Genomic DNA, 14,927 nt, shown 5'->3' on the forward strand with positions numbered 1-14,927 from the left:
GCTACAAGTATCAGCCGGCAAGTCGTCGCGAGGCAGGTGCGTAGACGAAACCGGAGAACAACCGACGGGCGGTACGTACCACGGAGGCCTGGATGGTCTTGCCGTCCGGACCGCTGCGCGACAGTGCGATATCGATGCCGCCACCCGGATGTTCCAGACGCACCTCGGTCAGTTCCGCGGCGCTGTCGCCAAGCATGTCCATGGTCACAGTACCCGGGCTGACGCAGGCAGTCGCCAGCCCGATGGCACCGGTGATCGCCAATGCACGATGGCAGTTGTGCGGCATGAAGTAGCGCACCTGCAGCGTGCCGTCCTGGCGCGGTGGCGAAATCAGTACCGGCTTGGGAATGACCATGTTGCTGACATCGCCCAGGCCCATCGCCCGGCCCGCCTTGAGCCGCAGCGCTTCCAGGCGCTCGAGCAAGGCAGTGTTGGCGTCCAGGTCCGCCGGGGTTTCCGAACCGGTGACACCCAGTTGGGTGGCATCGACGATCATCATCGGCATGGCCATGTCGATGCAGGTCACCGGAACGCCATCGATCACGTCGCGCGGCTTGCCGGTCGGGAACAGCTTGCCGGTCTTGCTGCCGACCGCGTCGAGGAAGGTCAGGTGGATCGGCGCGGCGGTGCCCGGCACGCCATCGATGGCGGTACGGCCCTCGTAGCGAACGATGCCGCCCGGGGTTTCCACCAGCGAGTTGACGAAGGTACCGGTGTTCAGGTTACGAATGCGCACCAGCGTACGCCCTTCCTGGCCCTTGACCAGGCCCTGCTCGATGGCGAAGGGCCCGACCGCGCAGAGCATGTTGCCGCAATTCGGAGCCGTATCGACCCGACGCTGTGCCACCATGACCTGGACGAACAGGTAATCGACGTCGGCATCGGCATGCAGCGACGGGCTGACGATCGCGACCTTGCTGGTCTGCGGGCTGCCGCCGCCGATCCCGTCGATTTCCAGCTCGTGGCCCGAGCCCATCAGGTTGAGCAGGACTTCGTCGCGCTCGACCACATTGGCCGGCAGATCCCAGGCATGGAAGATCGGGCCTTTCGAGGTACCGCCGCGCATGAGCACACAAGGAATACGTTGCATGACTACTGACTCTCGTTTATCAATCGACACAATTGATGCTGTGCGAACAAGAGTGACAGGCTTGGATAGATCAATCCAATGCAAAGATCGTCCGGATTATTGCACTTCAAACATTAATCACAGGTACCTCGAACAAGGCCCTTCTCGATGGAATACGAGCTTCAAGATCTGAGATCTTTCGTCAAAATCGCCGAACTTGGCAGCTTCCACGAGGCTGCGGAGGCGTTGCACCTGTCGCAGCCAGCCCTGAGCCGGCGTATCAAGAAACTGGAGGAAGGCCTGGGCACGCCCCTGCTCGAGCGCACCACCCGTCGGGTCGGGCTGACCAGCGTCGGACGTGATTTCCTGCCCAAGGCCCGGCGCCTGCTCGACGACTTCGAAGACTCGATCCTCAGCATCCGCGAGCTGGCCGAGCGCCAGAGCGGCCAGGTCACCCTGGCCTGCATTCCGACCGCGGCCTTCTACTTCCTGCCGTCGGTGATCGGCCAATACAACGAGCAATACCCGAAGATCCGCATCCGCCTGCTCGACCTCAGTGCCAACGACGGGCTGGAGGCGGTACTGCGCGGCGAAGCGGACTTCGGCATCAACATGATGAGCGGCCAGCACGCCGACATCGAGTTCGTACCGCTGGTGGAAGAGAAGTTCGTCCTGGCCTGCCGTCGCGACCACGAACTGGCCGAGCGCAAGGCCCTGACCTGGTCGGAGCTGGCGCCCTATCGGCTGATCGGCGTGGGTCGCCTCAGCGGCAACCGCATGCTCCTCGACCATGCCTTGAGCGGCCTGAACATCAGGCCCAAGTGGTTCTATGAGGTGCAGCACCTGTCCACATCGCTGGGCATGGTCGAGGCCGGACTGGGGGTATCCGCCATGCCGAGCCTGGCAATGCCGGATGCCGATCACCCGACCCTGGTCAGCATCCCGCTGGCCGAGCCGGAGGTGACCCGCACCCTGGGCCTGGTCTATCGCCGCGGTGCGTCGCTGTCGCCGGCGGCGGAGAAATTCGTGGCGATCCTGCTGGAGAAATGGCGGGAGCGGTGAGTGCGCCCCGCCTATACCGCCTGAGAACCGCGTTATGGCCACCAGGCGCATGCCGGAAGATCTTCAGCGTCCTCGAGATCGAGCGCCGCCCGTCTGCCTTCAGCAACTCCACCAGCGCTGCCGCCGCCGGCGGAACATAGCGGCCCGCCGCCAGGGAAATACCGATGGAACGCTGCATGGTGGTCTGCGCCAGCGGCACCTCGCGCAGACGCGACATGCCTTGTCCATGCTCGAGGATCTCGCGGGCGACGAAGCTCAGCAGCCGGGTCCGGGCGATCAGCCGCGGCAGCAGGGAAATGGAGTTGGTCTCGACCTGCACCTGCGGCACCGGCAACTGCTGGGCGATGAAGGCATTGTCGATCCAGCGCCTGGCACTGACGGTAGGCCCGCCAAGCACCCAGCGGTAGCGGCACAGGTCCTTCATCTGGATCGGCGCGTCCCACAGCGGATGATCGACGCTGGCCACGACGACCATTTCATCCTCGAGTACCGGGTAGGAAACGAAGTGCTCATCATCCGTGACCAAAGGGCAAATGATCACATCCAGCCGGTCCGCGCGCAGCGATTCCCTGAGCACGTCATCCTGGGCGATCGACAGCTTCACCACCAGTTCCGGGGCCCGCTCCAGCAACGCGGCGGTGAGCTGCGGCAGCAGGTATTCGGCCATGCTCGCCGCGCAACCCAGGCGCAGGGTGCCGGTCAGGCCGCCGGCGAAATCGCGGATTTCGCGCTCGGTCTCGGCGATGCTCATCTGCAATTGCCGCCCCCGCGCCAACAACAGTTCACCGACATCGGTGAGCCTGATGCGCCGACCGTCGCGCTTGAACAGGCGCGCACCGAGGGACTCCTCCAGGCGCTGGATGCTCTTGCTCAAGGCCGGCTGGCTGCGGTTGAGCTTCTCCGCCGCCTTGCCGAGGTGGCCGAGCTCGGCGATGGTGGCGAAATACTTAAGGTCGCGAAGGTCCATGATTCATGAATTTCAGTTATCGATTGATCGAAAGTAGAAAATAGACTTGATGATTGGCGACGTCGATAATTTTCCTGCCGGCCGGGCTGCGTCCCGGTCGCTGTCCCATCTGCAGGAGACCTTCGACCTTGCCTTCCCCTACTCTGGAGCGCCCTCCCCGACCTTCCTGGCTGCGCTGGCTGATGCTGGTACTGAGCGCCGGCGCCACGGGCCAGTTGCTCCATGCGTTGTCAGTGCCCGCCGGGCTGTTCCTCGGCCCCATGCTGGTGGCCATCGTGTTCGGCGTCAGCGGCGCCAACCTGCACCTGCATCGCCAGGTGTTCCGCTTCGGCCAGGGCTGCGTCGGGCTGCTGGTCGCCCACTCGGTGACCTGGGCAGTGCTGGTGTCGCTGGCCCAGGCCTGGCCGTTGATGCTGTTCGCCACCCTGGTGACCGTGGTGCTGAGCGCCCTGGTCGGCCTCGGCACCGTACGTTTCGGCGGGATTCCCGGCAGCACCGCGGCCTGGGGCACGGCGCCGGGCGCCGCCTCGGCGATGGTGTCGATGGCCGAGGAATACGGTGCCGACGGGCGGGTGGTGGCGACCATGCAGTACGTGCGGGTGGTGTGCGTGGTGATGGTCGGTTCGCTGGTCAGCCATGCCCTGGGCGTGTCCCCGGCCGAGGGGCTGGTCGCCGCGGCGCGGGTCAGCGATCCGGACCCGGTCAACCTGGCCCTGGGCCTGCTGGTGATCCTGCTGGGCATCACCCTCGGCAACCGCATGCCCGCCGGCGCCCTGCTCATGCCGCTGCTGCTCGGCGGCGCGTTGCAGCTGGGCGGCGTGCTGGTGATCGAAATGCCCGGATGGCTGCTGGCCTTCGCCTACGGTGCCATCGGCTGCTACATCGGCCTGCGCTTCGACCGCCAGACCCTGGGCTACGTGGGCAAACGCCTGCCGGCGATGATCAGCGGCGCGCTGGTGCTGATCCTCCTCTGCGCGGGCTGCGCCTGGCTGCTCGCCCGTGTCGCCGGAACCGATTTCCTGTCCATGTACCTGGCCACCAGCCCCGGCGGGCTGGATGCCATGGCCATCATCGCGGTGGAAACCCACGCGGATGTCGGCCTGGTTCTGGCCATGCAGACCTTGCGGCTGTTCGGGGTGATTCTCACCGGGGCGTTTTGTGCCAGGCAGATTATTCGTTTGACCGAGCGGTAAGTGGTTGGCTTTGGTGTGTTGGTGCGGGGTATTGGGTGTTGATCCGTTTGCTCCGGCGACGCTGAGTCACCTTTTCGCCCTTACGGCGACCCACTTTTGAAAAGCGCAAAAGTGGCGGTTCGGCGGTCCGACAAAACGCTTTCGCTCCCACATCCGGCCCTACGCTTCGCTCCGGGTTCCCTCCCTCCGCGCTGATTCCGGGGGCCGCGCCATACGGGCTCCTGCCCTATGGCGCGGCCCCTGGAATCAGTGCGGAAGGAAGGGACCCGGAGCGAAGCGGAGGGCCGGATGTAGGAGCAAGAGCGTTTTGCCCACTTTTGCGCTCTTCAAAAGTGGGTCGCCGTAAGGGCGAAAAGGTGACTCAGCGTCGCCCAAGCAAACGGATCAACACCCAATACCCAGCACCAGCACCAGCACCAGCACCAGCACCACAAGGACCAGCCCCCCCCTCACATATGCATGGAAATGAAATCCACAAAACACCGCAGCTTCGGCGCAATGAACCGGCTAGGCGGCCATAGCACGCTGAAGTGGATAGTGCGGGTCACTTCCTCGGTCAGCACCGCCTGCAATTGCCCGGCATCGAGCGCGGCCTTGACCGAGAACTCGGGCAGGCAGGCAATGCCGCGCCCGGCCAGCGCCGCGTTGAGCAGCATGTCGATGTTGTTGCACACCAGCACCACGCGCAGGTTCTGCGGGCCATTGGGCGCCTGCTCCGGCAGCGGCCAACGCTCGAGCTTGCCGGTGGAGGGCACGCGGTACAGCAGGCAGTCATGCTGGCCAAGGTCGTCGGCACAGCGCGGCTCGCCGTGGGCCTGGAAATAGCCCGGGGCGCCCACCAGCAGGAAGCGGAACGCGCCCAGGCGCCGGGCCACCAGGCGCGAGTCGTTGAGGGCGCCGGTGCGGATCACCGCATCGAAGCCCTCCTCCACCACGTCCACCAGGCGATCACTGAAGTCCAGTTCCAGATGGATGTCCGGGTAGCGATTGGCGAAGCCGGACAGCAGGCTGAACAGGAACTGCCCGGCCAGCGGCAGGCTGACCCGCAGCTTGCCCCGCGGCTCGCTGCTACTGCTGGACAGTTCCAGCTCCGCCGCCTCCAGTTCATTCAGCACACGCTGGCAGCGCCCGAGAAACAGCGCGCCCTCGGCAGTCAGGTTGATGCTGCGGGTGCTGCGGTGGAACAGCCTGACCCCGAGACGCTGCTCGAGGCGGGCGATGCTCTTGCCGATGGCCGATGACGAAACGCCCAATTGCCGCCCCGCCGCCACGAAACTCCGGGTTTCGGCAACCTGCACGAAAACCGAGATACCACTGAGGTTATCCACGCTCTGTCCTTGAGTCCTGGGCTCCTGATTACGGAACCCGATGTCCGATGTGTCCGGAATTCTAGCCTCTGTTTCCGCAGATGTCCGCGCCCTAGCATGGCGCCGTCTACTACAGCAGGGAAATGCAGACATGACCGTCAAACAAACCATCCAGCTCGCCAACGCCGTCGCCACCGACCCGATGCAGGCACGCATCGACGCCGCGTTGGACAGCGCCATCAATGAACAGCGCCTGGTCGGCGCCGTGGTCCTGGTGGCCCGCCGCGGCGAAGTCACCTACCGCCGGGCCGTCGGCCTGGCCGACCGCGAGGCCGGCCTCGCCATGCGTGCCGACGCCTTGTTCCGCCTGTCCTCGGTGACCAAGCCAATCACCTCCGCCGCCGCCCTGGCCCTGGTCGCCCAAGGCCGCATCGGCCTGGACGACCCTATCGCCCGCTGGTTGCCGGAGTTCCAGCCAACCCTGGCCGACGGCACGCGCGTAGCCATCACCGTGCGCCAGTTGCTCAGCCACACGGCGGGCCTGGGCTACGGCTTCCTTGAAGCCCAGGGCGGCGGCGCCTATGCCCGCGCCGGGGTCTGCGACGGACTGGAAAACGCCCCGTTGAGCCTGGAAGAGAACATCCGCCGCCTGGCCACCGCGCCGCTGCTGTATCGCCCGGGCACCGACTGGGGCTACTCGATCGCCACCGATGTGCTCGGTGCCTTGATCGAACGGGTCACCGAGACCGGCCTGGCCGAAGCGATCGAGCAACTGGTGAGCAAGCCCCTGGGCCTGACCGATACGCGCTTCCAGGTGGTGGACCGCTCGCGCCTGACCGCCGCCTACCTGAATGCCGAGCCGGCGCCACGGCGCATGCAGGGCGTCGAGGTGATCGAGGTATTCGAAAATACCGCTGGCATTCGCATGGACGCCGACCGTGTCCTGGATGACAACGCCTATGCGTCCGGCGGCTCGGGGATGGTCGGCACCGCCGGGGAGTTCCTGGTCCTGCTCGAAACCCTGCGCCAGGGTGGCGGCGCCCTGATGCCGGCGAGCCTGGTGAAGGAACTGGGCAGTGTGCAGACCGGCCAGCTGGAACTGGCCAACTGGCCCGGCCGCGGCTTCGGCCTGGGCTTCACCGTGCTGACCGACCCACAGGCCGCGCAGACCCCGGAATCCGTCGGCACCTGGCGCCTGGGCGGCGCCTTCGGCCATTCGTGGTTCGTCGATCCGGCGCAGCAACTGTCGGTCGTGGCCTTTACCAACACCGCCTTCGAAGGCATGTTCGGCCAGTTCACCGTCGATCTGTGCAACGCCGTCTACGGCGCCTGACCCCACCCGCCTGCACGCTGCAAACAAGGAGCCCATGACTACAGGACCGGCCACCCCGCCGGTCCTGCTGCGAATGCCGCTTGAGTGGCCCCGTCTAGCTGCCCCATGGAATTGACCAGGCCCGTCGATCCCCGACGGCGCCGGATCTTTAATGAAAGGTATCGACTCATGACGCATTCACACCTGTACCACCAGCACCCCCACGCGCGCCTGGATTCCCTCACCGGGTTTCGTTTCATCGCCGCAGCCCTGGTGTTCTTCTTCCACGCCTCCCTGACCAAGATCATTGGTTTCAACCCCTTCGCCGACCCCGACATCATCGCAGGCTTCCAGCGCCTGTTCAGCGTCGGCGGCTGGACCGGGGTGTCGTTCTTCTTCGTCCTCAGCGGCTTCGTGATCACCTGGTCGGCGCGGCGCAACGACACCCTGGTAGCGTTCTGGCGCCGGCGCCTGGTGAAGATCTACCCCAACCACCTGGTGACCTTCGTCCTGGCGATGGTGCTGTTCGCCGTGCCGCTGGGGGCCATCGGCGCCTGGCTGCCCAACCTGCTGCTGGTGCATGCCTGGGTGCCGGACATGTCGGTGTTCCTTAGCGTCAACGGCCCATCCTGGTCGCTGTGCTGCGAACTGCTGTTCTACCTGGCCTTCCCGTTCCTGCTGCGGGCCTTGTGGAAAGTCCGCGAGGAGCGCCTGTGGCTGAGCGCGGGCCTGACCGTGGGCGCGCTGGCCGCCACCCATTGGGCGATCGCCAGGTTCGTCGGCGCCACGCCGCAGATCGCCGAGTACCCGATCTCCCTCCAACAGTGGTGGCTGGCTTACTACTTCCCGCCGCTGCGCCTGTTCGAGTTCGTGCTCGGCATGCTGATGGCGCGCATTCTCATGGCCGGGCGCTGGCCGGCGATCCCGGTCGCACCGACACTGGCGCTGGCGGCGCTGGCCTATTTCCTCGCCGGCGAAGTGCCCTTCATCTATAGCCTGTCGCTGACCACCGTGATCCCCATCGCCCTGCTGATCACCAGCCTGGCGGCGGCCGATGTGACCCGGCGCCGCTCCTGGTTCCGTCATCCGCTGATGGTCTGGCTGGGCGAGATCTCGTTCGGCTTCTACATGATCCACCTGCTGATCATGACCTGCGTGACCAACCTGCTCGGCGGCCAGACCTTCGCTGCCGGCCCCGCCGCCTTGATCCTCATCGCCACGTTCGCCCTGTCGCTGCTGGGCGGCTGGCTGCTGTTCGCCTTCGTCGAGCAACCCGCCATGCGCCGCTGGGGCAAGGCCCGTCCGGCGCCACAGCCACTGGGCGTGCCCCTGGCCTGAACCATTCCATTCGAAAGGATGCTTGCCATGTCTTCGTACCTTCGCAAATTGACCGGCGTGCCCGCCTGGGCCCTGGCCGGTTTGACCCTTATAGCGCTTGCCGGGGTCGCCATGGGCCTGCGCGCACCCCGGGCCCAGGCCACCAACGCCCCGGCGCCGCTGCCGCAAGTCCAGGTGATGAACGCGGTCAGCCGCGACGTGGTTGACTGGCAGGGCTACACCGGCCGCCTGGTCGCCACCGACACGGTGGTGATCAAGCCACTGGTGGCCGGCACCCTGGTCAGCGTGCATTTCAAGGATGGCGCACTGCTGCGCAAGGGCGACCTGATGTTCCAGATCGACCCGCGCCCCTACGCCGCCGCCCTGCAACAGGCCCAGGCGGCGCTGGTGGCGGCACGTTCGGTGAGCCAGTTCGCGGACAAGGAACTGCAACGCTACGAGCACCTGATCAACAGCAATGCGATCGCCAAGACCGACCTGGACAAACGCGTGCAGAGCGCCAACGAAGCCCGGGCCCGGGTCGACGAGGCGCAGGCGCGGGTGGAACTGGCGCGCCTGGACCTGGAGCACACCCGCATCCTGGCGCCGTTCGACGGGCGTGCTTCGCGGGTCGAGGTCACCCCGGGCAACATCGTCGATGTCGGCGAACGCTCGACGGCGCTGACCAACCTGGTGTCGATCTCGCCGATCTATGCCGACTTCGACGTGGACGAGACCACCTTCCTGCGCTACCTGGGCAACCGCCCGGGTGGCGAGCCGGTACCGGTCAGGCTCGGCCTGGCCCACGAGGAAGGCTACCCGCGCCAGGGCACCCTGAGTTCCCTGGACAACCGCCTGGATACCCGTTCGGCCACCATCCGGGTCAGGGCCAGCTTCGATAACGCCAACGGCGAGCTGCGCCCCGGGCTGTTCGCCAGGGTGCTGCTGCCGGGCAGCGCCAGCCGGCCGGCCACGCTGGTGGACGACAGCGCCATCGGCACCGACCAGGACAAGAAATACGTGCTGGTGGTCGATGCCGAGGGCCGCGTGCAGTACCGCCAGGTCAAGCCCGGCATCCGCCAGGGTGCGCTGCGGGTCATCGACCAGGGCATCGAGCCCGATGAACAGGTGGTGGTGAGCTCCCTGCACCTGGCCACGCCAGGCAGCCAGGTCACGCCGGTCCAGGTGCCCTCCCGACCACAGGCGCAGCAATGATGAATATCTCCGCATTCTTTATCGACCGCCCGATCTTCTCCGGCGTGCTCAGCGCCCTGGTCCTGCTCGCCGGCCTGCTGGCGCTGACGCGCCTGCCGGTATCGGAGTACCCCGACGTGGTGCCACCGCTGATCGTGGTCAACGCCCAGTATCCCGGGGCCAACCCCGAGGTGGTGGCGCAAAGCGTGGCCGCGCCGCTGGAAGAGCGCATCAACGGCGTGGAAGGCATGCTGTACATGCAATCCCAGGCCAACAGCGATGGCAGCCTGGCGATCAACGTCACCTTCGCCCTCGGTACCGACCCGGACAAGGCCCAGCAACTGGTGCAGAACCGCGTCTCCGAGGCGCTGCCGCGCCTGCCGCCGGACGTGCTGAGCCTGGGGGTCAACACCAGCAAGTCGTCCTCCACCCAGACCCTGGCCATCCACCTGGTGTCGCCGAACAACGCGTACGACGCCAACTACCTGCGCAACTACGGCATCCTCAACATCAAGAGCCAGCTCGAACGCATCCCCGGCGTCGCCGAGGTGCGCATCTGGGGCGGTGGCGACTACGCCATGCGCATCTGGATCGACCCCGATCGCGTGGCGCAGCGCGGCCTCAGCGCCGGCGAAGTGGTACAGGCGATCCGCGAGCAGAACGTCCAGGTCGCGGCCGGGGTCATCGGCGCCTCGCCGATGAAGGCCGGGGTGCCGCTGCAGTTGTCGGTGAACACCCAGGGCCGCCTGAAGACCGAGGAAGAGTTCGCCCGGATCGTGGTCAGGAGCCTGCCCGACGGCGGCGTCACCTACCTGCGCGATGTCGCCCGCATCGAGCTGGCCGCCTCCACCTACGCCCTGCGCTCGCTGGTGGACGGCCAGCCGGCGGTGGGCTTCGGGGTGTTCCAGATGGCCGGCGGCAACGCCCTCGACATCTCCGCCCGGGCGCGGGCGATCATGGCCGATGCCAAGGCCGACATGCCGGCGGGCGTCGATTACAAGATCGTCTTCGACCCCACCCAGTTCGTGCGTTCGAGCATCAATGCGGTGATCAGCACCCTGTTCGAAGCCATCGTCCTGGTGGTGCTGGTGGTGATCCTGTTCCTGCAGACCTGGCGCGCCTCGGTGATTCCCCTGCTGGCGGTGCCGGTGTCGATCGTCGGCACCCTGGCCGTGCTGCTGGCCTTCGGCTTTTCCATCAATGCCCTGTCGCTGTTCGGCCTGGTGCTGGCGATCGGCATCGTGGTGGACGACGCCATCGTGGTGGTGGAAAACGTCGAGCGCAACATCGCCCAGGGCCTGTCGCCACGCCAGGCCACGCACAAGGCGATGATGGAAGTCAGCAAGCCGATCATCGCCATTACCCTGACCCTGGTCTGCGTGTTCATTCCACTGGCGTTCATGCCCGGCCTGTCGGGTGGCTTCTATCGCCAGTTCGCCCTGACCATCGCCATTTCCACGGTGATCTCGGCCTTCAACTCGCTGACCCTGTCGCCGGCCCTGTGCGCCCTGCTGCTCAAGCCCCACGGCGCGCCGAAGGATGCCCTGGAGCGCGCGATCGACCGCCTCGCCGGGCGTTTCTTCAGCGCTTTCAATGCCCGCTTCCGTAGCGCCGAAGCGCGCTATGGCAACGGCGTGCGCGGCGTGCTGGCGCACAAGGGCCGGACCCTGGCGCTGTTCGGCGTGTTGCTGGCAGCCTGCGCCTGGCTCGGCCACAGCCTGCCGACCGGGTTCGTCCCGGCCCAGGACAAGGAGTTCCTGGTGGGCTTCGCGCAACTGCCCGCCGGCGCCTCGCTGGACCGCACCGAAGCGGTGATCCAGCAGATGAACGACATCGCCCTCAAGCATCCGGGCGTGGCCCACACCCTGGAATTCCCCGGGATGTCGGTGAACGGCCTGATGAACTCGTCGAGCTCGGGGATCATCTTCGTGATCCTCAAGCCATTCGCCGAACGCTCCGGCGAGGCGCTGGGGGCCAACCGGATCGCCGCCGAACTCAATGGCCAGTTCAGCGCGATCAGCGAATCGTTCACCGCCGTGTTCCCGCCGCCGCCGGTGCTGGGGCTGGGTACCCTGGGCGGCTTCAAGCTGCAGATCGAGGACCGCGCCAGCCTCGGCCATGTCGCCCTCGACAGCGCCCTGAAGGCGTTCATGGCCGAGGCCGCCAAGGCGCCGGAACTGGGGCCGCTGTTCTCCAGCTACCAGATCAACGTGCCGCAACTGGACGTCGACCTGGACCGGGTCAAGGCCAAGCAACTCGGGGTGTCGGTGACGGACGTGTTCGAAACCCTGCAGATCTACCTGGGCTCGCTGTACGTCAACGACTTCAACCTGTTCGGCCGGGTCTACCAGGTGCGCGCCCAGGCCGATGCGCCGTTTCGCGCCAACCCCGAGGACATCACCCGGCTCAAGGTGCGCAATGCCCATGGCGACATGGTGCCGCTCTCGACCCTGCTCAGCGTGGGCCAGGGCTACGGGCCGGAAATGGTCGTGCACTACAACGCCTTCACCGCGGCGGACGTCAACGGTGCGCCCGCGCCGGGCTATTCGTCGGGCCAGGCCGAAGCCGCCATCGAACGCATCGCCCGCGACACCCTGCCCCAGGGCATCCGCATGGAATGGACCGACCTGACCTACCAGCAACGCCTGGCCGGTGACAGCAGTGCCTGGGTGCTGGCGGTCAGCACCCTGCTGGTGTTCCTGGTGCTGGCGGCGTTGTACGAAAGCCTGCTGCTGCCCCTGGCGGTGATCCTGATCGTGCCCATGGGGGTGCTGTCGGCGCTGGCCGGCGTGTGGCTGACCGGCGGCGACAACAACATCTTCACCCAGATCGGCCTGATGGTCCTGGTGGGGCTTGCGTCGAAGAACGCCATCCTCATCGTCGAGTTCGCCCGCGAGCTGGAACGCCAGGGCCACAGCATCGCCAGTGCGGCGCGAGAGGCCAGCCGGCTGCGCCTGCGGCCGATCCTGATGACCTCGATCGCCTTCGTCATGGGCGTGGTGCCCCTGGTGCTGTCCACCGGTGCCGGCGCGGAAATGCGCCAGGCCATGGGCGTGGCGGTGTTCTTCGGGATGCTCGGCGTGACGGCCTTCGGCCTGTTGTTCACCCCGCTGTTCTATGTGCTGGTGCGCAACCTCGCCAGCCGTCTGGCCCAACCGCGCCCGACGAGGATTGCGGACATTCCTGTCCATTAACAGCGGAACTCCAGCGCGTTTTTCTTCATTGGACGCGCCCATAGACTGCGACTTTGCCAACCTTGCGAGAAATACCATGACACGTGTCGTTCGCTTCCATGAGTACGGTGATCCACAGGTCCTGCGGATCGAAGAATTGCCGGAGCCCCAGCCCGGCCCCGATGAGGTGCGTATCCGGGTCAAGGCCATCGGCCTCAACCGCGCCGAGTCCATGTTCCGCCGCGGCCAGTACCTGGAGCAGGCCGATTTCCCCAGCCGCCTGGGCTACGAAGCGGCCGGGCTGGTCGAGGCGGTTGGCGAAGGCGTACGCGAGGTGCGGATTGGCGATGCGGTGAGCCTGGTGCCGCCGTCGAGCATCGCCCATTGGGGTACCTATGCCGAGCAGGCGGTGGTGCCGGCGGCCATGCTGGTGCGCCACCCGGACAACCTCGACATGCAGCAGGCCGCCGGCGTGTGGATGCAATACCTCACCGCCTGGGGTGCGCTGGTGGCGGTGGCCGGCGTGGGTGCCGGCGACCATGTGCTGATCACCGCGGCTTCGAGCAGCGTCGGCCTGGCGGCGATCCAGATCGCCAACCGGCTGGGCGCGATCCCGATTGCCGTGACCCGGGGCGAGGACAAGGTGCGCAAGCTGCTGGCCGCCGGCGCGGTGCAGGTGATCGTCAGCGACCAGGAAGACCTGGTCGCCCGGGTCGCGCAGATCACTGACGGCAACGGTGTGCGGGTGGTCTTCGACCCGGTCGGCGGCCCGGCCATCGCGCGCCTGGCCGAGGCCACCGCGCGCGGCGGGATCATCATCGAGTACGGCGCGCTGAGCAGCGAACCGTCGCCCTTCCCGCTGTTCACCGTGTTGGGCAAAAGCCTGACCTTGCGCGGCTACCTGCTGCACGAGGTGGTCAACGATCCGCAGCTGTTCCGCCAGGGCAAGGCCTTCGTTACCAGCGGCCTGGAGGACGGCAGCCTGGTCCCGGTGATCGCCCGCACGTTCCCCTTCGAAGAGATTGTCCAGGCCCATGAGTACCTGGAGGCCGGCGAGCAGTTCGGCAAGATCATCGTGACCCTGGAGGACCGACCGTGAAAATGTTCAACCCACTGTTCTTCATCGCCCTGGGCCTGTTCGGGGTCTACACCATCGAGTTCGGCGTGGTCGGGATCCTCCCGGTGATCATCGAACGCTACAGCGTCAGCGCTTCCCAGGCCGGCTTCCTGGTCGGCCTGTTCGCCCTGATCATCGCGGTGTTCGGGCCGTTCATGGTGCTGCTGTTCTCGCGCTACAACCGCAAGCGCGTGCTGACCCTGTCGCTGTTCATCTTCGCCGCCGCCAGCGCGCTGTCGGCCTACGCGCCGAACTACGAGTCCCTGGCGCTGCTGAGGATCATCCCGGCGTTCTTCCACCCGGTGTACTTCTCGCTGGCATTCGTCGCGGTGGTGTCGCTGTACCCCAAGGAGCAGGCAACCCAGGCGACCGCCAAGGCCTTCGTCGGCACCAGCATGGGCATGGTCTTCGGCGTGCCGATCACCACCTGGATCGCCGCGCGCTTTTCCTATGAGGCAGCGTTCCTGTTCTGCACCGCCGTGAACGTGATCGCCGGCCTGGGCATCATCGCCCGCCTGCCCGACACCTTCGCCGGGCAACGGGCGCCCTACGGCAAGCAACTGGCGATCCTGCGCAAGCCGACCCTGTGGCTGAACATCCTTGCCTCCACGCTGATCTTCGGGGCGATGTTCTCGGTGTATGCCTACAGCGCCGAGTACCTGTCCCGCGAGGCCGGCATGAGCGGCGAGGTGATCAGCGCCATGCTCATCCTGTTCGGCGTCGGCGGTGTCGCCGGCAACCTGCTGGCCGGGCGCCTGCTGGCGCGGAGCAAGGTGGGTACCACGCTGATGCACCCGATCATGCTCGGCGCGGCGTACCTGCTCCTGCACTTCTTCGCCAGCCCGGCGATCGTGCCGATGATCATCATCGTGGTGCTGTGGGGGGCGACCCACACCAGCGGCCTGATCGTCACCCAGGTCTGGCTCACCTCGGAGGCCCCCGAGGCACCCGAGTTCGTCACCGGCCTGTACATCTCGTTCATCAACCTGGGGGTGACCCTGGGCGCTACCACCGGTGGCTGGTTCCTGGAGCGCCTGGGCATGCAGGGCACCATCCTCTCCGGCCTGCTGTTCTGCGCCCTGGCCGCGGCGACCATCGCCGCCAAAGTGTTGATGTACGGCGCTCGGCCGGTGGAACCCGAGCCAGAAACCCGAGCGGTTTTGCACTAGAGTGAGTGACTGGAAAACCGTGGCGAGCCACGGTTTTCCTTTTGCAG

At 66.4% G+C, this 14,927-nt stretch carries 10 protein-coding genes and 1 pseudogene; 8 read left to right on the top strand and 3 right to left on the bottom strand.

Features of this window, described 5'->3' with window-relative positions; genetic code table 11:
* Positions 1-10 precede the first annotated feature (10 nt).
* On the bottom strand, positions 11-1,090 hold the full coding sequence (locus ACKLLE_RS15240; protein WP_081263226.1) for a 4-oxalomesaconate tautomerase: 1,080 nt from the start codon (positions 1,088-1,090) through the stop codon (positions 11-13).
* 147 nt (positions 1,091-1,237) lie between these two features.
* On the opposite strand from ACKLLE_RS15240, the gene ACKLLE_RS15245 reads away from it, so the two are divergent.
* Positions 1,238-2,131, top strand: a complete 894-nt coding sequence (locus ACKLLE_RS15245; protein ID WP_009407939.1) for a LysR family transcriptional regulator — start codon at positions 1,238-1,240, stop codon at positions 2,129-2,131.
* A gap of 82 nt (positions 2,132-2,213) precedes the next feature.
* Here the strand turns inward: ACKLLE_RS15245 and ACKLLE_RS15250 are convergent.
* A pseudogene (locus ACKLLE_RS15250) lies at positions 2,214-3,098 on the bottom strand (LysR family transcriptional regulator); the annotation flags it as partial.
* 182 nt (positions 3,099-3,280) lie between these two features.
* Between ACKLLE_RS15250 and ACKLLE_RS15255 the strand changes: the two are divergent.
* Positions 3,281-4,291, top strand: a complete 1,011-nt coding sequence (locus ACKLLE_RS15255; protein ID WP_420058470.1) for an AbrB family transcriptional regulator — start codon at positions 3,281-3,283, stop codon at positions 4,289-4,291.
* Positions 4,292-4,740: 449 nt separating this feature from the next.
* Here the strand turns inward: ACKLLE_RS15255 and ACKLLE_RS15260 are convergent, their stop codons facing one another.
* Positions 4,741-5,619: a LysR family transcriptional regulator gene (locus tag ACKLLE_RS15260; RefSeq protein ID WP_064302905.1), complete on the bottom strand. Its 879-nt coding sequence runs from the start codon at positions 5,617-5,619 to the stop codon at positions 4,741-4,743.
* Between the two features lie 130 nt (positions 5,620-5,749).
* Between ACKLLE_RS15260 and ACKLLE_RS15265 the strand changes: the two genes are divergently transcribed.
* The 6 genes from ACKLLE_RS15265 (at position 5,750) to ACKLLE_RS15290 (ending at position 14,880) form a co-directional block, all read left to right on the top strand.
* Positions 5,750-6,931: a serine hydrolase domain-containing protein gene (locus tag ACKLLE_RS15265; protein WP_420058409.1), complete on the top strand. Its 1,182-nt coding sequence runs from the start codon at positions 5,750-5,752 to the stop codon at positions 6,929-6,931.
* Positions 6,932-7,099: 168 nt separating this feature from the next.
* Positions 7,100-8,248 (top strand): acyltransferase family protein, encoded by a 1,149-nt coding sequence (locus tag ACKLLE_RS15270; RefSeq protein WP_420058410.1) that lies wholly within the window; start codon positions 7,100-7,102, stop codon positions 8,246-8,248.
* Between the two features lie 27 nt (positions 8,249-8,275).
* Positions 8,276-9,442, top strand: a complete 1,167-nt coding sequence (locus ACKLLE_RS15275; protein ID WP_420058411.1) for an efflux RND transporter periplasmic adaptor subunit — start codon at positions 8,276-8,278, stop codon at positions 9,440-9,442.
* On the top strand, positions 9,442-12,615 hold the full coding sequence (locus ACKLLE_RS15280; protein WP_064302909.1) for an efflux RND transporter permease subunit: 3,174 nt from the start codon (positions 9,442-9,444) through the stop codon (positions 12,613-12,615). Before ACKLLE_RS15275 ends, ACKLLE_RS15280 begins: the two co-directional genes overlap by 1 nt.
* Before the next feature lie 76 nt (positions 12,616-12,691).
* Entirely contained in the window at positions 12,692-13,693 is a 1,002-nt protein-coding gene (locus ACKLLE_RS15285) for a zinc-dependent alcohol dehydrogenase family protein (RefSeq protein WP_420058412.1), read from the top strand.
* The gene (locus ACKLLE_RS15290) at positions 13,690-14,880 is read left to right on the top strand and encodes an MFS transporter (protein ID WP_009404649.1); all 1,191 of its coding nucleotides are present in this window, start codon (positions 13,690-13,692) and stop codon (positions 14,878-14,880) included. The genes ACKLLE_RS15285 and ACKLLE_RS15290 overlap by 4 nt, the downstream gene beginning before the upstream one ends.
* Positions 14,881-14,927: the final 47 nt, after the last annotated feature.

Source organism: Pseudomonas bharatica (genome assembly GCF_048586865.1).
Lineage (GTDB): Bacteria > Pseudomonadota > Gammaproteobacteria > Pseudomonadales > Pseudomonadaceae > Aquipseudomonas > Aquipseudomonas bharatica.

Coding starts and splice junctions, on each gene's coding strand:
- ACKLLE_RS15240 (WP_081263226.1), bottom strand. CDS start 1,090: ATGCAACGTATTCCTTGTGTGCTCATGCGCGGCGGTACCTCGAAAGGC.
- ACKLLE_RS15245 (WP_009407939.1), top strand. CDS start 1,238: ATGGAATACGAGCTTCAAGATCTGAGATCTTTCGTCAAAATCGCCGAA.
- ACKLLE_RS15275 (WP_420058411.1), top strand. CDS start 8,276: ATGTCTTCGTACCTTCGCAAATTGACCGGCGTGCCCGCCTGGGCCCTG.
- ACKLLE_RS15280 (WP_064302909.1), top strand. CDS start 9,442: ATGAATATCTCCGCATTCTTTATCGACCGCCCGATCTTCTCCGGCGTG.
- ACKLLE_RS15255 (WP_420058470.1), top strand. CDS start 3,281: ATGCTGGTACTGAGCGCCGGCGCCACGGGCCAGTTGCTCCATGCGTTG.
- ACKLLE_RS15285 (WP_420058412.1), top strand. CDS start 12,692: ATGACACGTGTCGTTCGCTTCCATGAGTACGGTGATCCACAGGTCCTG.
- ACKLLE_RS15265 (WP_420058409.1), top strand. CDS start 5,750: ATGACCGTCAAACAAACCATCCAGCTCGCCAACGCCGTCGCCACCGAC.
- ACKLLE_RS15270 (WP_420058410.1), top strand. CDS start 7,100: ATGACGCATTCACACCTGTACCACCAGCACCCCCACGCGCGCCTGGAT.